This window comes from Paenibacillus sp. 1A_MP2, assembly GCF_052244825.1.
GTDB classification, from domain to species: Bacteria; Bacillota; Bacilli; order Paenibacillales; family Paenibacillaceae; genus Paenibacillus; species Paenibacillus vandeheii.
Genome location: NZ_JBQQCS010000001.1, coordinates 467,206 through 485,368 on the forward strand (window position 1 = coordinate 467,206; position 18,163 = coordinate 485,368).

Consider the following 18,163-nt stretch of genomic DNA (forward strand, 5'->3'; position numbering starts at 1 on the left):
CGTTCGATAAATATACAAGAAGGGGGTGATTTTTATTTTTGCCGTCGAATGTTTTAGGCATGGATTCCCATAGGTTAGAAGTGATCCAAAAGAAGAAAATGTATTATTTCAAATAATAAAACAATAGATTAGGGGACCAATTTTTTCATGAAAAACTACAAATGGATTATATATTTGCTTGCATTAGGTGCAACCGTGGTCGGTACGGCCGAATCAATTATTACAGGTATTCTAGACATGGTTGCCACGGATATAAATGTCTCTATTGGCTTGGCTGGACAATTGGTGTCCATGTATTCTATAGCCTACGCGGTAGGAACGCCAATTCTGATTGCGATCACTTCAAAAACAGATCGAAAAAAGCTGCTGTTCATAGCACTTCTTACGTTCATTATCGGTAATATCATCGCTGTTCTGAGTCCTAACTTTACGATATTGATGATATCCCGTGTTATTTTGGGTGTGAGCGCTGGGGTATTCGCAGTAGTGGCTCTGGGAATTGCAGCACAAATTGCTCCTCCAGAGAAAAGAGGAAGTGCGATTGGCACGATCTTGATGGGTACGAGTCTTGCGCTCGTTGTCGGCCTTCCTATAGGAACCTTAATCGGTGAATATATGGGGTGGCGCTGGATCTTCGCAATTCTTGGAATTATCACGATCATTCCTATTATTGCGATTGTAAAAGCGCTACCTAAAATGTCTGGGCAAGAAACGATTCCTTTATCCAAGCAATTGGCTATTCTCAAAGATTTCAAAGTAATCAGCGGTATATTAGCTTCCTTATTCTTTATTACCGGCTACTCTGTTGTTTCCACGTACATTGCGCCGTTACTACGCGAAAACGCTGGCCTCAATAGCAATACAATTAGTCTCGTCTTGCTTGGCATGGGTTTAATGGCTGTTGTTGGGGCGCGTGTTGGAGGCTACGGCGCTGATAAATGGGGGATTGCTCGAACACTGATTGTCAGTCTGTTGATTCATGCTATTGCCTTGTTCTTCCTCCCGTTGGCTGCAGTTACCTTTGGAGGTGCCATGTTTATTCTTGCACTCTGGATGCTTGGAGCTTGGACAACTGCTCCTGCACAACAGTTCTATCTGGTAACTATGGCTCCTAAATCAGCCGAAATTATATTGAGCTTGAACTCATCCGCCTTCCACCTTGGTGTTGCCCTAGGTGCAGGCTTGGGCGGAGTCGTTGTAGAGCGGTTAACCTTGTCATCGATCGGCTGGGTTGGTGGTTTAATCGTCATACTTGCGACTGTATTTACAGTGATTTCTATTTTAATGGGAAAGAAAAAAGAGCATTAATTCAGCGACCCGAGGATTTGATTGAAGATTATTAGACGCAGTTTTTCCAGATTCCAGATTCCAAGGGAGAAGACATCGTACCGATTCTGGGTATAGGGCTTCCCCTTGCGTCGGGGATAAATGACGGATATAATGTGATTGATCAATTACTAACGAAAGAGGTTTGCTATGATTAGGTCAAAAGGACAGGATCGCAAGCAGGAAATCCTTGAGGCAGGCTTGGAGTTATTTGCCCAACGGGGATACTATAACACCACGACTGCCCATATCGCAGAGAAGGCCGGGATCTCTCAGCCTTATGTGTTTCGTTTCTTTCCGACGAAGGAGGAACTGTTCATCACCGTTTTGAATCGGGCGTTCGACCGGATACTCCAAACGTTTAAAAATGTCGAGTCGAGTCCGGATCAGTTGGACAACGACATGCTCAAAGCTTATGAAGAATTGTCGGCCCAATATCCCCATGAGATTGCTTTGCTGGTGATCGGTATTGGCATCACCGAAGAAGCAATTCAGGTGGCAACCAAAGAGGGGTTATCCCGCATCAGAACTTATGTCCTGAAAGAGTTTAAAGCAGCAGGCATGCCCGATGCAGAAAGAAACGCAACGATTTTTATCGCGATGGGCATGATGTGCAACATTTCGTACTTTTTGGATCTTCCCGAGCTATTTGAGTTCAACGAAAGTAAATAACCGTTCGAGGTTATTTATTTTTGAATCAAAGTAATCGATTAATCAATATCTACCTATAAAACTATTTATAGCCGGCCCCATACGGAGCAGTACGCGTGAACGTCACCGAGCCTGTCTGCGCCCACAGTGCAGCCACGCCACGGCATCAGCGGAGCCGAACGTCCGACAGGACGTCCTGGCAAGAGTGGCATAGTCATTGAGCCGTTCGTATCCGTGGCGGAGAATAGCGGTAGCCTCTCGATATGTTTTTGCTGCCCATGCTTCTGCTTACCCTCCTTAGCATTCCTCATTGGCAGAGGTCTACTGAAAAGATACTCGAACCCCAAGTGGCGGAGGGGGATTCCCCGCGACGCCTTCCGATTGCTCCAAGCTTTGCCGAGAAACAGCAAAAACCCCTTGCCATCGCTGGGATGGAAGGGGCTAATTCTACGTCTAGCGAAACCCAAAACGCTACTGACATTACGTTGTCAGTAGCGTTTTTGTATATTAGGAGCATGCGAAGAGCGCAGTGCATTGGAGATAGGGAAACCTTTTCTTCAAAATCTATTATTGAGGTGGAATTTTCATGAGCAATGTTAAATGGGAAGTAGATCCGGATCACAGCTCCGTTGAGTTTTCGGTGACGCATTTAATGATTAATCAAATCAAAGGAGTCTTTGAGCAATTCGAAGCGATCTTAAGTTTCGACCCTAACGATGTAACAACCCTAGGTGTTCAGGCTTCTATCGACACAAATAGTATCACAACTCGCCAGCGGCAACGAGATGAACATCTGAGGAGCGAAGACTTCTTTCATACGGCCAAGTATCCAGTCATTACATTTCAGAGCATCAGCTGCGCCCATACTGGCGAACGGCAATATAAACTTGCGGGCAATCTAACTCTGCATGGAGTAACAAAACCCGTCATTTTTCATACCGTTTTTGAAGGACTTAACAAAGACCCTCGTGGCCGAGAACGTGTGGGATTTCATTCAACAGCCAGTATCGAACGCAATCAATTTGGCTTGAGCTTCAACTCGCCTCTGGAAGCGGGTGGAATTGTCGTCGGAAATGAAGTAAGCATTGAGCTTTATATTGAGGCTATTAGAATAGATTAACAATTCTATAGGCTTCTTGAACACTTACTCGTCATAACTATGGCGAGTTTTTTCGTTGTGTATACCTCAGTCCTATTTCTAGTATTATTCACCTATAATTAGCACAAATGCGAATACAACTTTTTTACCAAAATATATACAAGTTGCTCGTTTACTGTCTACCATTTCGATGTTATACTCACAATATTCAAAAAGAATTTGTGAAAATATGTCGAATTGAGGCTTAATAGGATGATTATGGATAAACAAAAGGACGGCGAAACGATTATCCTCATTCCATCGCTTGAGCCAGATGAGAGACTTCTGTCCTATGTACGACAATTGCGAAAATATGGTTTGACCCATATTGTTATTGTGGACGACGGATCTGGCGAGGCATATCAGTCGATTTTCGATGAGCTGCGTGAGAGCGGGTGTGTCCTGCTGCGGCATACGGAAAATCGGGAAAGGGAGCCGCACTCAAGACGGGATTTCAATATATCGGGCAGCAGTTCGATGCGTCCTCTTCCTTCATTGTCACTGCTGATTCAGATGGACAGCACGCTGCAGAGGATGTATATAGGCTCGCCAAAGAAGCCCGGCGCGATCCTGATGCGTTGTTTCTCGGAGTAAGGAACTTCAGCGAGGGAGGAATACCGCCGAAGTCTTTGCTGGGCAATCGGATGACGTCCTTTATTTTTGCTATGCTTTACGGGAAAAAACTATCAGATACCCAGACCGGGCTTCGTGCCTTTGGCCCCGGGCTTCTTGCCTTTATGCAAGATGTTCGTGGCACCCGGTTCGAATACGAGCTGCAGATACTCATCTCGTGTATTCAATCCGGTATTCCGATTCATACGGTGCCGATTCAAGTTATTTATGAAAATGGAAATGCTGGAACCCACTTCAAAGCGATTCAAGACAGTGCTCGGGTAATGGGTGTCTTGTTCTCCAACTTCCTGCGGTTTATTTCCTCGTCAGTTGTGAGTTCTGTTGTCGATTTGGGAATTGCATGGTTTTTGATCGACTTTTTGCGGCCCATCTTGGGTCAGCAGGATTATCTAAGAATTTTGCTCGCAACCGTGATTGCTAGAGTTATTTCCATTGTCGTCAACTATGTACTGAACAGGCACTTTGTATTCCGCAAAGAAGATAGTCAGGGCAGCCTATGGCGCTATTTGACGTTGTGCGGAGTGGTGATTGTGCTTTCCAGTACAGGGGTATATTTGTTCCATACGATTTTCTTCGTAGATGAGAAAATTGCGAAATTTGTCTGTGATGCCTTGCTGTTCCTGCTCAGTTTTCAATTGCAGCGAAGATGGGTATTTGCAGCAAGGAGGAAGCAGCTGTAGTGCAAAACGAAAAAAGGCAACATATTTTCTTTGTCATCACCATGATCCTGATGTCGATTTATTTGTTATGGCGGATGTTCTTTACATTGCCATGGGGAGAAGGTGTACTGAACGTTATCTTCGGCATTCTGCTCATTGTGGCTGAGACGGTAACCGTACTAACCACCTTTGAATTGTTTTTTCAAAAGATGCAAAAGGAACGTACGCAGCTCGACTTTCCCATCGTTCCTCCGGAATATTATCCGGATGTGGATGTGTTCATTGCCACGCATAACGAGCCGGTCGATCTGTTGTATAAAACGGTAAATGCCTGTACGTTCATGGATTATCCGGACAAGCAAAAGGTCCATATCTATATATGTGACGATGGCGGAAGACCTGAGGTGGAGGAGCTTGCAAAGCAGTTTGGCGTTGGATATCTGGGGTTCCCCGGCAACAAGGATGCCAAATCAGGTAACCTGAATAATGCCCTGAGCAAAACCTCTTCCCCACTCATTGCAACCTTTGATGCAGATATGATTCCGCAACACACCTTTCTAATGAAAACCGTCCCGTATTTCCTGCTCTCCACATTTATAGAAGAGAACGGGCAATGGCGGCTTCGCCGTGAGGATGAAATGGATAAGAAGTTCAAGCTGGGGCTGGTACAGACCCCTCAGAGCTTCTACAATCCGGATCTATTCCAGTTCAACCTCTATGCAGAGCAAGGAATTCCGAATGAACAGGATTTCTTCTCCAGAGAAGTTAACATCCTGCGTAATGCCTCCAATGCGGTAGCCTATACAGGAAGCAACACGATTATTTCCCGGCAAGGTATGGAAGACATCGGCGGTTTTCCACTGAATACGATCACCGAGGACTTTGAGACAAGTATTCGTTTACAGCAGGAAGGCTATATTACCTATGCGACTCAAGAGGTTCAAGCTGCCGGACAGACAACAACAACAGTTCCGAGCATGATTAAGCAGCGAATTCGCTGGGCCAGGGGTATTATTCAGAGCCTTCAGAATACGCGTGCTCCCCTATCCGAGAAGCTTCCTTTCTGGACGAGGGTGACCTATTTAAGCAGTTTCTTATACTGGTGGTCTTTCTTTAACCGGTTGATTTTCATTTTGGCGCCAATTTTGTTTGCCTTATTCGATTTCAAAATTGTAAATACAACCTTCTGGCAGATCTTAATATTCTGGCTTCCGTCCTATTTCTTCTACAGCGTATCGATGCGTTATCTGTCCAGCAATATTCGGAATCAGCGCTGGAGTCAGGTCATAGATACCATATTTATGCCTTATCTGATCTGGCCGGTTCTCCTCGAAACCCTGGGTATTCGCGAGAAAAAATTCAAGGTTACGAACAAAAGCAGAGCGAGCGGTCGGAAATGGATGTCTGCTCTGTTATATGCACTTCCGCATATCTTCCTGCTCCTGCTGTCGATTGCGGCTGTAATTCGGTATGTTAATGGCAAGTACGGCATCGCGCTGTTCTTCAGCAGTATCATTATTTTCTGGCTCATTCATAATATGATTGCACTGTGTTATGCACTGTTCTTCATGATCGGCCGTCGTGCGTATCGGGAGACTGAGCGGATTCGGGCACAAGAGGATGTCATGATCCATGATCAGGACACGAATCTGCGTTATCAGGCCAAGACGGTAGATGTATCCGAACAAGGTATTGCCTTCTATGTCCCGTATCCCATCTATTTACCTGAAAAGAAGACGATCTCTTTGGTCGTAAAATCCGAGCGATATGAGGCGAATCTTAATGCAGTCATTGTCTATGTAAAGCAGGACGGAGAGGGCTGGCGCTATTCTGCAACGGTTCAGCCAATCGACGAGACGGATAACCGCCAATATATGCAAATCATCTATGACCGTAAGCATTCATTGCCAGAGCAGATGAATCTGTGGGATACCGCTTACGACGATATGCTGCGTAATGTGAAAAAACGTATTGTTCAGCCGAGATCGGATCAGCGGAAAATGCCGCGACTTTCCTTGCAGCTTCCAGTCCATTTCACCAATCACGCGGGCTGTACACTGCGCAGCTTCAATTATCGTTTCTTCTCCGCCACGGGTCTCCATGGTGATATTGCGGCAGGGGCGATTGTTACTTTTCACACGAAGAGTAATATTGAAGTCATTTTGCAGCATACCGGGAAAACAACAGCCAATCGTCGCGAAGTGCTTCTCTCGGTGGAGAATATTGATGATATCGTGGAGCGTGGCTTGATTGATCAATTGCTGAGTGATTTGACCCATCCACATGCTGAGAGCTTCACCAGAGAGGGTTAGGAGAGATAAAAATGCTGTTTGTGTTTCAACTTGTGATGGGAGTTTTATTGATATTCTCCTTTATTGGTTACATGCAGTTTGTTCGAAAGGCACTATCCATACGTTGGGAGTTCATCCCTGTATTTGTGTTTTCCTCAATAGCATGTCTTGTTTTTCTTAGCGGTTTGGCAGGGCAGCTCTTCATTGGCAGCCTTGTCCTGCTTATCGTCGGATTACTATTGTATGGAAGAATGGTGTTTCTCGGAATGCGCCGAGGGGCATCCTTTCGCATTTCTTTTTCCTTATTCCAATTTTCATTTTTGGCAGGGACTTTTATTTTCTTGCTGGTACTCTTCCAAAACCAATTGACGCACTATGATAATTTTTCCCATTGGGCGATTGTTTTGAAGCAGATGCTCAGCACCGATGCTTTTCCGACACCGGATTCGAACCTGATTGATTTTAAAAATTATCCGCTAGGAACCTCGTCATTTATTTATTATGTCTGTCGCTTTATGGGACATTCCCAGTCCGTGATGCTTCTGGCACAAGGTCTGCTGATCTTTTCCTGTTTTTACGCCATGTTCGGCATCGTTTCCGAGAAGAAACGTTTTCTGCTGTACGCGTTTCTCGGACTCGGGTTATCTACATTGTCCTTCTTCAACCTTACGATTCGGATCACCAACCTGCTCGTCGATTTCTTGCTCCCCATCTATGCGCTGGCCATCCTGGCGGTGGTCTACCAGTATCGTCATAATATCAAGCGAGCATGTATTGTCGTTCTTCCGCTTGCGGGTTTGCTGACAATCATCAAAAGCACCGGTATTATTTTTGCGGCCGTCGGCCTGATCTTCCTGGTGTACACATGGCTGACTCAAGGACAAAAGTCCGGTTGGAAAAATGTACTCGCTGTGGTGGGAACGATCTGCGGGGGCTGATTCCTTACTTCGGCTGGAGCTGGCGAATGGCGACCGTATTCCAAGGGGTAGATAACAAGTTCGATGTTGCTGCTTCCGGGATTCAATCCGGCAAAACGGCAGAGCAGATGCATGAGATTCTGTGGCTGTTCATAAAATCGAGTACGGATATTACGACACGGCCGGTCATCGGTATTATTATCTTCCAGCTTGTAGCGATTGCGGCTTCGGTATTTGCCTATGTGGTGCTCAAGAAGAAATGGAATTTGTGGAAAGCACTGATTGCGCTGGATGTCGTATTGTTGCTGTATTATGCAGGGATTCTGGCGTTGTATCTCTTCTCCATGCCGCTGGATGAGGCCATAAGACTGGCAGGTTTTGAACGTTATGCATCGAGTATCGTGGTACTGTTCGCGGGTGGACTGGTGCTGTGCGCTGCGATTGACCTGGAGCGTTCTTTCCACTATCGGATTGGTGAAGTGCCTGATTATCAAGCCTTCAAGACGGTCAAGACCAAGGGTCATTATCAAAAAGGAATTATCGGTTGTATAGCGATTGCGGCGACCATCCTTTTATCGGAATACAATGGGATCGTCTCGATTGCCAAAACCTACGATACGACCCTCCCTTATAAGATCCATGCAGTAACCGGTGATCGCTGGTATAAAGGGGGCAGGAGGATAACAACAGATATCTGTTCTACGCCTCGGACAGGGACCAACAGGTCACGAATTATTACATGCAGTATGTCGGGAAGTATTTCTTGTATGCTCCGCATGTGGACGGAATCGTATTGTTCTATGAGGATAATATGGACAATCTTCTGAGTGGTTACGATTATCTGGTCGTCGTGGAGACGGATCGTAACGCAAAGTGGTTGCTGAAAAAGCACTATGGCATTGACATGCAGGAAGGGATCTACAAAATTACCCGTTCCGGGGAACAGATCATTCTTACGTTGACTTGAGATTTATGAAATCAACATTATAATGGACTGCTCTGGCTAGGGATAGAATGAAGAAGAGGCAGATGCGGCGGTTAGCCTGCATCTGCCTGTTTTATTTGAAGCATATGAGCGTGTTTGGTGGACCTATTGAATAGCCACACGTGGCTCGCAGATGAGTTAATCAATTAGATTTTTCGTTGTGTTATACATCTGCTCTGCATACTTGTCGATTTCATCCCGAGACATGCGTAAGCGAGCAACAGAGGTACCGTATCCAATTTCCTTGTGCCCCTCTTCTAATCCCTTGAAAATTCCGTCTGCGAAAGCATCCAATGGTTCTCCATGCGTATGCAGCCCTGCTCCACCCAGATCTGTACTTACTGCCGGAGGAGCAACTTCAATGACCTCTACAGACGTATCCGAAAGCTGGTGTCTCAGGCTGATTGTAAAGGAGTGAAGGGCCGCTTTGGTAGCTGAGTATATCGGAGCAATCGCAAACGGCGTAAAAGCTAAACCAGAAGTGACATTAATGATCGTGGCCTCTTCTTTGGCTGCAAGATAAGGAGCGAACAGCATGGATAGATGCAAAGGTGCCTCAATATTCGTTGTAATTTCTTTATTGAAATAACTCCAATCGTTCTTCACATCTGACTTGAGCACATTAAAACGCTGTTGAATTCCGGCATTATTGACCAATACATTTACTTCCGGATAGTTCACGGTTACCCAATCAAACAATGCCACACGCTCAGATTCAATACTCAGATCATTCACATACGTAATAAGGCCCGGGTGTGTTTCTTTTGCATGTTGAAGGGCAGCTTCGCGTCGTCCAGTAACAATGACTGTATTCCCGGCTTTTAAGAAGCGCTCTGCAAATGCTAATCCAATGCCAGCACTTCCGCCGGTAATGAGTACTGTATTTCCTGAAAGTTTCATTATAGTTGCTCCTCTTAGGTTTCTTTTTCTTCGTTTCTTTCCTGTATCTGATGGGTATAACGATTAATTTTAAAATCAATTCCCTTTAGGGATTCCTGCATCAATGAAATTTCATCCAGCACCGCTTGCTTGTGATTTTGCATCATTTCAAGCCTGGCCTCAAGGGTACAATTTCCTTCTATGATCCAGTCCATATATTGCTTAATTTGACTAATGGGCATATGCGTGTTTTTTAAGCGAACAAGGGTTTCCAATAAAGCCATCTGATCTTCTGAAAATAATCGTCTGCCAGCATCATCACGCTCAATCATGGGCAGAAGTCCCTTTTTCTCATAAAAACGTAATGTTGAATCTGGAATATTCAATTTGGCTGAAGCTTCACTAATGGAAAAATACTTCATGGTGGAGACCTCCAAATGGATGTTAACTCTGTCGACAGGTATAGCATACGACTTAAACCATGGTTTAAGTCAATAAGGTAAGATCATTTATTTTTGGATGTAATCAGTCTCACGGGTAAAGGGAATTTTTTATTATCAGATTTTCATATTGTATAGCTACTTAAATGAGATACAATGCTATTATAGGTAAGGGCATCCACTTGGATGCCTTTAAATATAGCAATGAAAAGGGTACATAAACACCGAAGGTGTCGACATTAATTTAAAGTGGTGAGTGGATGAAAGAATTGTATAGTCAGGTCAACCGAAAAACCTATTATATTTCCATGTTAACGCTCATTGCTCTTATGCTAGCCGGATTAATACTATCGACGACAGAATTAAACGGGATTACCTTGGGGTATGTGATCCATTTTTCATGTGTGGCCATTCTAGCGGTTTGTTTGTTGGTCTACCCCAAGCATGAAACCTATTTTTTCAGAAAGGTCATCATTTTATTTGGCTTTGCTTATTTCTATACCCTGTTTTTCTTATATCCAGAGACATGGACTACCTATATCCTCATTTGTCTTATTCCTTCACTTGCCATTCTGTTTTTTGATTTAAAATTGTTTTATTTCTCCATCATTGTGAATGGATTTTTAATATTGATTACGTTTGGTTATATCATTCTGATTGATCAAGGGAATGTATATTCATATTTACATCATGATATCCTAGGGAACCTCATTAATATTATAGCGAGCCAGGTATTATTATTTCTCATCTTCCATCTATCCTTTAGTCGTATGAAAAAGCAGCAGCTCTACCATGAGCAATTACAACAATCGGAGCGTCTAAAGATGATAGCCCATTTGACGGCAGCTGTAGCGCATGAGATTAGAAATCCAGTCACCGTTGTTCGAGGTTTTTTGCAGCTATACAGAGAAGATCCTGCATTTGATGATCCAATCAAAAACAAGTTCAAATTAATGATTGATGAGCTAAATACCGTTGAACAGATTACCTCCCAATTTCTAACCCTCTCCAAGCCTAATAAAGATCAGAAGCCGGAAAAAGTGGATGTGAAAGATGCTCTACAGAGCGTAACAGGTCTGGTCCGTTCCTATGCGATGTTATCTGATAATCAGATGAATATCGAGGCAGAGGAGAATTGCTTCATTTTTATTAATCCCATTGAGTTTAAGCAGTTGCTGATGAATTTAATTAAAAATGCTTTGGAAGCTTCAAATATGGGAAAACCTGTGACTGTGATTGCCAAAAGAAATCATCATTATATCGAGATCAGGATCATTGATGAAGGGAACGGAATGTCAGAGGATGAGGTGAAGTCACTCGGGACGCCGTTTTATTCATTAAAAAGTAATGGAACGGGACTAGGATTAATGATCTGTTTTAATATTGTAGAAAAATATGACGGGGAAATTAATTATGAGAGTATGAAAGGTGTGGGAACAACCGTTACGATTCGCTTCCTGGCGACGGATGGGGAGTGAAGTCATTTCAGATCCGCATTGGGGTTTGCAAGGATAGCCCCCATGTAAGGATATGCTTCTTCATAACCAAGCTAATATGATGGAGAATTGCGGTATTAGGACTTGAAATAATTGACATAATATCCCTTTACCAATATAGTGTATCTAATTACTTTGTAATTAAATGCTACGAAGAGGACAAGTAGATGCGGAAAAACCATTCAGAGAACTGGCGGTTGGTGCGAGGCAGTAGGTATCCGAATCCAAAATCACCTCAGAGCAGGCCTTCGAAATAATAGTAGACGGGCCCGGTATTCTACCGTTATATAGAAGCATCGTTGTTGGACGATGACAAAGAGGGTGTATTCAATCATACACCAATCAGGGTGGTAACGCGGAATAGACTCCGTCCCTAATGGGATGGAGTTTTTTGTGTTTTTATAATGATCGAGGAGGAATGGGTATGTGGCAAAAGTTTGGTGTAAAAGATCGAGTACTGCGTCAGAATATGTTTATGGCTGACGAAGTCCAGTACAATCTTATTCATCGTATTTGCGAGTCAGAGCGTTCAACCTGCCTAAAGGCTTCTAATGAAACAATGATCTTTGCCCAGTCAGAAGGGCACAACGCTTGGTTATGGATTTCCAAGGAACTTGCAGCTGAGGAAAAGAACAAGCTCCTGCAAGAACTTTTAGAAGTTATCAAGGGAACGGAGCTTCCTGGTATATCAGGTGACCGAACGACTGTTGATCACTTTGCTGACGTATATTCAGAGTCTAATGGGCTCCAATACGTTCCTTATATGATGATGGAATCCTACGTTTGTTCAGAGGCAAGGAAGCCAGTTCATGTAGAAGGTAATTTGCACCTAGCTACTAGACATCATTTGGAGACGGTTGCGGAATTTTTAGCTGGTTTCTCGGAAGGAGCTTATGGAGTTAAGGTTGAGCCATCTAGTCAAATTCAAGCAGCGGAGTCGATCATAGAGACAGGTAATTTGTATCTCTGGCTAGTAGATGGACACCCTGTATCCATGGCTAATATTGCACATCGTTCTCCAAGACATGCAAGAATTAATGCAGTATATACGCCGTATGCCTTTCGTAAGAAAGGATACGCTAGTGCAGTTGTGGCAGAATTATGTTCTATCCTTAAATCAGAGGGGTTAGATCCGATGCTTTATGCAGATTTGAAGAATCCTGATGCGAATAAGGTTTATCAAAATATAGGTTTTGTTGAAAGTGGTCAAGTAGCTGACATTAAATTCAAATAGGAGAAAAGCGATGTAGAGCATGACTTCACTGAGAGTCAATTTAGGCATATATAGTATTTTTTGTTTTGACTCTCAGTGGCATGCTGATCAGGAGTTTTGGTAAATCTTATCTATTACCCATTGGATTTCGGGATTGCCAAAGTTCGCATAAATGCTTCTATATTGTCTGTCAGAAAATCGCTATTTTCTAATCCAGCATGGGCAATCATGTTCTTAATATCCTCGACAAACTCAGACAAGCTGGTAGTAGAGGCGTTTACGAATCTGTTCTCCTGAGCGATATTTCCGGTTGATTTGGCTACGTCCTCTTGGTATTCCTTCAACCAGTCCTGATTAGTCGATGCATTTTTGGCGAAGCTCTGCAGAATGCTGTTCCAGTCTTTTCCGTTCACAATTGCGTCCTGGAGCTTGTCCAGCGTTTTCGGTTCGAATTTCTTCATCATATAGGTTAGATCGATATAATCATCTGGAGCCCCAACAGGTCTCTGAGGCGGTGTCTCGTAATGGATTTCTTTCGTCTCAGGATCTACGGTTCTGGTTGTGGAGATGGCGGCGATTTGACGAATCGTATTCATAAATTCCGTCGCTTTATCCCCTTTCATATAGTTGTCCGCGATATACTTTGCTTGAGTGAGACCCAATTCTAGTAATGCAGATCTTTCCTCTTCTCCGGTAACGTTAGTAATGAGATTGGATTGAATGATGCCATAGACAGCTTCCTTCACCTCTGAGGGTTGATCCGTGAGTAAGCGATTTAAGGAATCATTGATTTGAACGGTTCCAAAATATGTAGCGGAATGATTCACAATATCGGATGCTGCTAACTGTCTGGAAGCCGGACTGATTTCCACTGTGTCGTTGTTATGTGACAGTTCGGGTATCGTGCCTGTGACTAAGGACGGCTTATCCGCGCGTTGTTTCGATTGAATGTAGGCATTGAGGTCAAACGGAGTCGTACTTTGAACCTTCATAATAAAAACACCCCTATTCGTTTGATGTATTCCAAAAATTCACTTCTCTTCATACTATCGGAATATTATTCCATATTTTTAATATGATTGGACAAAAAAAGCAACAGGCATGTTGGAATCGCCCATTGCTTTTTCTCGCTCTGATTAACCTCCGTATATGCTGTAGGCAAAGTGATACACAATATCCGTATCATTTGCACTCGGACGACTCGTTACCTTCGCCAGCACACCACAAATATCATAATAATGCGTGAAGCTTATGGCTCCCGGCAAGTATTGACTTATGCTCCCGGTTGAAGGAGGCAGGGATAAGGTAGCAGTGAATTGACCGCTGCTGTTTGTCATAACCTTTGCACTCCGATATCTGTTGTTGCTGCCTTCGGTCCAATAATCATTCTCCCAAATGACTTCTACTTCTGCATTGGCTACCGCATAGTTATCTGATGTCGCGGCAACGCCAGTCACCGTAAAACTGGTTCCTGTTATACGGTAGTAGCGTCCATAAGTATATGTGGGGTAGTCATTCGGACCACCATTGGAGTTATAACCTGTGATCACGACTTTATCGGCTCTTAATACGGGCTGGAGGTGTAATGAATAGTTGTTATCCGAATAATTGCTTGTTGTATACACCCGCAAATAATATGTGCCCGTCCCTAGCGACACATTGCCATTGGTGGAGGGAACCAGTGCCATCCGATTATTGCTTAATGCACTATACAATTCCGCTTTATAGCCATTGCCTACAGAGGCTTGATCCAGATCGATATGCATGGCATCGTAATTTCTGCTTTCGGGAACCGTGATCTTATACCAATCCTGATCGATCTCCGAATTAATGGAACGGCTTGAAAGAGTAGAGCCACCAGTTGCTACCGTGAAAGGATAAGCATGAAGTGCATTCTCATCCGTCTCGTACGAATCATAGGTTGAGCTAGTTGAGACAGTTAGAGTGAATGGTTCATTGATGCTGCCTCCAACTGCGCCGTAGGCTTCAATTAAATAGGCTTTGGAACTGGCCGTGCTATTTTTCGTGCCGACATTTTCAGACAAGGTTCTGGATCCATTTCCGTAGTTATTGAGATACGTGCCATAGATGGAATAATCAATTGGAGTTGGGTTCAAATCACCAGTGACCATGTCAAATTCGTAGAGATATAGATCATAATCTAGCTGCGCTGATGCAGGATTATCCATTTGTACCTGTAGTATGCTTCCCGGTTGTACATAGATAGGGTATAAAAAGCTGGAGGTACCTTCTTGTTGGATGTAGCCCGTGTATGTATTAGTCTCTGCTGTGGCTGTAGCGATAACCGATTGCGGAGCCGAAATGAGTCCCTTTTGTAATTCTGAAGACGCGGTAGCCGATTCCAAATTGACAGATGCCTTTACCCGATGCTTCTTTAGTTTGGATGAATCGAGCTCAGAAGCAGCCTTGGTAAGTTCGAATATGATTTCTTCACTTGGCTGCAGTACCTGTTCTGCGACATGGGCATCAGGGTGAACTCCCGATTCGGCCATGTCATCGTCAGCAAACGCTTGAAAGCCAAAGGCAAAACTGAAAAGCAGATTTACGACGACAACCATAGACAGCGTCTTTTTCAAGGTTAAAACCTCCTCTGAATATAATAAATTTTTGCTACAATTGTATAATATACCAATTACGATGGTTTGTTAAGTGGTTATTATATGATGTTTTGAAGTTTCTTTGAACAGAATAGCTGTATTACTAGCTTACTATCCAAGGGTTCGAAGATATATTGTTTTGGAAGGTTCCTCTTCTTATATTTCATCGGCGTGTACCTTCTGGTTTATATAGTAGCAAGCTACAGTTTGCAAACCTCCATGCCGTGTTGAACGACTGTTTGGGGTTTGCTATAATGCACACAGGACGCAACGAAGAAGGGAGCCCGGTACGATGAAAAAGGCCAAACATACCTGTCCCTCCAATAGCAAGGCATTTGGCTTGGCATTGCAGGCCCTTGTATTCATGTCGGATAGTCCTAACCGCTATCCAAGTAACAATATCGCCGATCATTTATGCTCAGAAGCCACATTGATACGTCGAATATTAGCCAAACTCGCTCAAGAGAATATTCTGGAGGTTCGTGAAGGACGCGATGGAGGTTATCGCATGAAGCAGCCGCCGGAATTGGTGACACTGGCAGATATATATATGTCGCTTCAGACCGAGGCATCGCTGTGCGAAGGAATGCTGGATTCCACGGGTGAACACGCCTTTGGTATGCAGATGCATGATATGTTCAACGATATTACGGAAGAAATCAATGATAGCGTTTTGGAAATCCTGCGAAAATACACCATAGCCGACATGGCTAACAGGATGAGTCCGATAATGGAGAATTGACAACATCCCTATCCCACATATATACTGTGCTTATATTAGCACAGTTAGTGGTATATTTTTTTATCTTTAACTGTGTTAAAAAATACACAGTATAATATATGGGAGGCAAAACGGGATGGAGAGCGTAAAACAAGAGCAAAGCTTTATGGAAGTGGTGAAGGAAAGACGTTCTGTACGGAATTACGATCCTGCATTCAAGATGTCAGAGCAGGAATTGAAAGATATCCTGACTGAAGCAGCCCTTGCTCCATCTGGCGCGAATATGCAGCCATGGAAATTCATTGTCTTTAATGATCAGGCTCTGAAAGAACAATTACTTCCCATCGCGAACAACCAACAGCAGGTGGTAGACTCCTCGGCCGTTATTGCGGTGTTGGGGGACTTGGAATACATCAAACAGGTTGACTCCGTTTATGATGCTTCTGTAGAAGCAGGTTATATGACTAAAGAAATTAAGGAATCATTGGTTACCAATATGAAGGGTATGCTGGGAAGCATGGATGCTCAATATATCAAAGATGGCGTCATATTTGACTGTGGTTTATTATCAATGCAGTTCATGCTTGCCGCCAAAGCGCGAGGTTATGATACTGTTCCAATGGCTGGATACGATAAAAATAAATTCATTGAAGCGTTCGATATTCCCGAACGTTATGTTCCAACCATTCTCATTTCCATCGGCAAAGCCTCACAGCCGGGACATCCGACCACTCGACTGCCGATTGACGAGCTGACGTTCTGGAATGGCATCACAAAATAATGGAGGATTCTCCATGGGAGAGTCACGCCTTGAGGGTATACGTAGTTCCCTTTCTAGCTAAAAAGAATGACTAAAGCAAGGCATCTGCAAGACATCTTAGGCTGCCATTACGGCAGCCTTTTCATATTTCAGCATGAACATCGCGATGACGGTCAAATGATGGGTGATGCAGGCAGGGATGTCCCTTTGTATGCCGCAAACACACCAACCTACATCAACCAAATCTCGGTCCATATACTATTCCAACTCAATTTCTTTCACCGTCTCACCCTCAACCAGTACGGGCTGGTAATAGGTGTTGGTAGGCAAATCCTTTTTGCCTTGCAGTTTCTTGATGACCCAATCCGCTGCATCACGGCCCATTTGCTCTTGGGGGTGGGTTAACGTCGTAAGTTTGATGTTGGCGTTCTTGGCGATGTACGAATTGTCCTGACCAATAATGGATAACTCGTCCGGGATCGAAATCCCCAGCTTCCTACATGCATGTACGACCTCCAGCCCCACTTCGTCGTTGTAACAGACAAGGGATGTCAGCGCATCTCTGTTTTCCTCCAGGAACACTTCCAGATTGGTGGAGAGATCCGGCTTCGATGCCGTATCGAACGAGAGTACCTGCTCGGGATGAAAACGCAGCTTGGCTTCACCCAGCGCTTTGATGTATCCCTTCATCCGATACTTTCCTTGCAAGTCATCCATTTTCGCGATAATGCCGATCTGGCTATGTCCTTTGGCGATCAGCTCCCGGGTAGCAAGATAACTGGACTGCACGTCATCCAGACAGAAGAAAGGCACCTCCAGCTCTTCATAAAAGGCATTGATCATCGTGAACGGAACGTCCTGCTCTTTAAAGGAAAGATAATAAGCAATGTTGGGATTGTACAGATTGCTTTTGGTCGGTTCAACAATCAGCCCATCGACACCGTAAGCCAGCATCATTTCGAGCGCTTTTTTCTCTTGGGCAACGTCGTTATTCGTGCTGGCTAACAGCAACGAGTAATTATCTTCATTCAATCGGCCTTCAATGCCGCGGATGATGGAGGGGAAGATGTAATCGGAGATATACGTCGTGATGACGCCGATTGTTTTTTTCATCGTGTTCCCGCCGGTTCTGGATCGATACAGATTGCTCACATAGGTGCCGGAACCTTTCTCGCTTCTCAAAAATCCCTCGTTCGACAGCTCCAAAATGGCCTTCCGCACCGTCTGGCGACTCACGTTGTAGCTGTCCTGCAATGCGGACTCGGTAGGGATTTGTTCGCCCACACTATAGGTCCCCGACAGGATATTGCTCTTAATATCATCAATGATGACCTGATACTTTGGCTTCACACAGTCCACTTCTTTCATCGTTACTTATCTATAAAAAAACATCGTCATATCCATAGTTGTACGTACATATTTTATCATGATTCAAA

17 protein-coding genes, 1 pseudogene and 1 other annotated feature are annotated in these 18,163 nt (G+C 44.0%); of the genes and pseudogenes, 13 read left to right on the forward strand and 5 right to left on the reverse strand.

Annotated elements, in window-relative coordinates; all coding sequences use genetic code 11:
• Nucleotides 1-147: 147 nt before the first annotated feature.
• The 9 genes and pseudogenes from ACTWJ7_RS02540 to ACTWJ7_RS02580 all read left to right on the forward strand — a co-directional run bounded on the left by ACTWJ7_RS02540 (nucleotide 148) and on the right by ACTWJ7_RS02580 (nucleotide 8,582).
• Complete coding sequence (locus ACTWJ7_RS02540) at nucleotides 148-1,308, forward strand: MFS transporter (protein WP_301880581.1); 1,161 nt, start codon at nucleotides 148-150, stop codon at nucleotides 1,306-1,308.
• A 168-nt stretch (nucleotides 1,309-1,476) separates the two neighbouring features.
• Nucleotides 1,477-1,998 (forward strand): TetR/AcrR family transcriptional regulator, encoded by a 522-nt coding sequence (locus ACTWJ7_RS02545; RefSeq protein WP_079348365.1) that lies wholly within the window; start codon nucleotides 1,477-1,479, stop codon nucleotides 1,996-1,998.
• A gap of 565 nt (nucleotides 1,999-2,563) precedes the next feature.
• Complete coding sequence (locus ACTWJ7_RS02550) at nucleotides 2,564-3,097, forward strand: YceI family protein (protein ID WP_301880580.1); 534 nt, start codon at nucleotides 2,564-2,566, stop codon at nucleotides 3,095-3,097.
• A gap of 413 nt (nucleotides 3,098-3,510) precedes the next feature.
• Nucleotides 3,511-3,738: pseudogene (locus ACTWJ7_RS02555) on the forward strand (glycosyltransferase); the annotation flags it as partial.
• 21 nt (nucleotides 3,739-3,759) lie between these two features.
• Complete coding sequence (locus tag ACTWJ7_RS02560) at nucleotides 3,760-4,428, forward strand: GtrA family protein (protein WP_443146332.1); 669 nt, start codon at nucleotides 3,760-3,762, stop codon at nucleotides 4,426-4,428.
• Entirely contained in the window at nucleotides 4,428-6,719 is a 2,292-nt protein-coding gene (locus tag ACTWJ7_RS02565; protein ID WP_301880578.1) for a glycosyltransferase family 2 protein, read from the forward strand. Before ACTWJ7_RS02560 ends, ACTWJ7_RS02565 begins: the two co-directional genes overlap by 1 nt.
• An 11-nt stretch (nucleotides 6,720-6,730) precedes the next feature.
• On the forward strand, nucleotides 6,731-7,636 hold the full coding sequence (locus ACTWJ7_RS02570; RefSeq protein WP_443145094.1) for a hypothetical protein: 906 nt from the start codon (nucleotides 6,731-6,733) through the stop codon (nucleotides 7,634-7,636).
• On the forward strand, nucleotides 7,591-8,442 hold the full coding sequence (locus tag ACTWJ7_RS02575) for a hypothetical protein (RefSeq protein ID WP_443145095.1): 852 nt from the start codon (nucleotides 7,591-7,593) through the stop codon (nucleotides 8,440-8,442). Before ACTWJ7_RS02570 ends, ACTWJ7_RS02575 begins: the two co-directional genes overlap by 46 nt.
• Entirely contained in the window at nucleotides 8,427-8,582 is a 156-nt protein-coding gene (locus ACTWJ7_RS02580; protein ID WP_443145096.1) for a hypothetical protein, read from the forward strand. Before ACTWJ7_RS02575 ends, ACTWJ7_RS02580 begins: the two co-directional genes overlap by 16 nt.
• Before the next feature lie 156 nt (nucleotides 8,583-8,738).
• Here ACTWJ7_RS02580 and ACTWJ7_RS02585 read toward each other — a convergent pair whose 3' ends face one another.
• Both ACTWJ7_RS02585 and ACTWJ7_RS02590 read right to left on the reverse strand, forming a co-directional pair.
• A complete protein-coding gene (locus tag ACTWJ7_RS02585; protein WP_079348353.1) occupies nucleotides 8,739-9,500 on the reverse strand; it encodes an SDR family oxidoreductase in 762 nt (253 codons plus the stop codon).
• Between the two features lie 14 nt (nucleotides 9,501-9,514).
• Complete coding sequence (locus tag ACTWJ7_RS02590) at nucleotides 9,515-9,901, reverse strand: MerR family transcriptional regulator (protein ID WP_079348351.1); 387 nt, start codon at nucleotides 9,899-9,901, stop codon at nucleotides 9,515-9,517.
• Between the two features lie 278 nt (nucleotides 9,902-10,179).
• Between ACTWJ7_RS02590 and ACTWJ7_RS02595 the strand changes: the two genes are divergently transcribed.
• On the forward strand, nucleotides 10,180-11,397 hold the full coding sequence (locus ACTWJ7_RS02595; protein WP_301880576.1) for a sensor histidine kinase: 1,218 nt from the start codon (nucleotides 10,180-10,182) through the stop codon (nucleotides 11,395-11,397).
• Between the two features lie 159 nt (nucleotides 11,398-11,556).
• Nucleotides 11,557-11,793 (forward strand) — a binding site (T-box leader).
• A 46-nt stretch (nucleotides 11,794-11,839) separates the two neighbouring features.
• Nucleotides 11,840-12,649 (forward strand): GNAT family N-acetyltransferase, encoded by an 810-nt coding sequence (locus tag ACTWJ7_RS02600; protein ID WP_301880575.1) that lies wholly within the window; start codon nucleotides 11,840-11,842, stop codon nucleotides 12,647-12,649.
• Nucleotides 12,650-12,762: 113 nt separating this feature from the next.
• Here ACTWJ7_RS02600 and ACTWJ7_RS02605 read toward each other — a convergent pair whose 3' ends face one another.
• Entirely contained in the window at nucleotides 12,763-13,620 is an 858-nt protein-coding gene (locus ACTWJ7_RS02605; RefSeq protein ID WP_301880574.1) for a hypothetical protein, read from the reverse strand.
• 144 nt (nucleotides 13,621-13,764) lie between these two features.
• Entirely contained in the window at nucleotides 13,765-15,225 is a 1,461-nt protein-coding gene (locus ACTWJ7_RS02610) for a hypothetical protein (RefSeq protein ID WP_301880573.1), read from the reverse strand.
• A gap of 313 nt (nucleotides 15,226-15,538) precedes the next feature.
• Here ACTWJ7_RS02610 and ACTWJ7_RS02615 point away from each other — a divergent pair, with 313 nt between their 5' ends.
• Together ACTWJ7_RS02615 and ACTWJ7_RS02620 are read left to right on the forward strand one after the other, a co-directional pair.
• Nucleotides 15,539-15,988, forward strand: a complete 450-nt coding sequence (locus ACTWJ7_RS02615) for an RrF2 family transcriptional regulator (RefSeq protein ID WP_079348341.1) — start codon at nucleotides 15,539-15,541, stop codon at nucleotides 15,986-15,988.
• Nucleotides 15,989-16,103: 115 nt separating this feature from the next.
• Nucleotides 16,104-16,748 (forward strand): nitroreductase family protein, encoded by a 645-nt coding sequence (locus tag ACTWJ7_RS02620; protein WP_079348339.1) that lies wholly within the window; start codon nucleotides 16,104-16,106, stop codon nucleotides 16,746-16,748.
• Nucleotides 16,749-16,985: 237 nt separating this feature from the next.
• On the opposite strand, the gene ACTWJ7_RS02625 is transcribed toward ACTWJ7_RS02620, so the two are convergent.
• Nucleotides 16,986-18,077 carry a GntR family transcriptional regulator gene (locus ACTWJ7_RS02625; RefSeq protein WP_079348514.1) on the reverse strand — a complete coding sequence of 364 codons (1,092 nt, stop codon included), beginning with the start codon at nucleotides 18,075-18,077 and terminating at the stop codon, nucleotides 16,986-16,988.
• Nucleotides 18,078-18,163 lie beyond the last annotated feature (86 nt).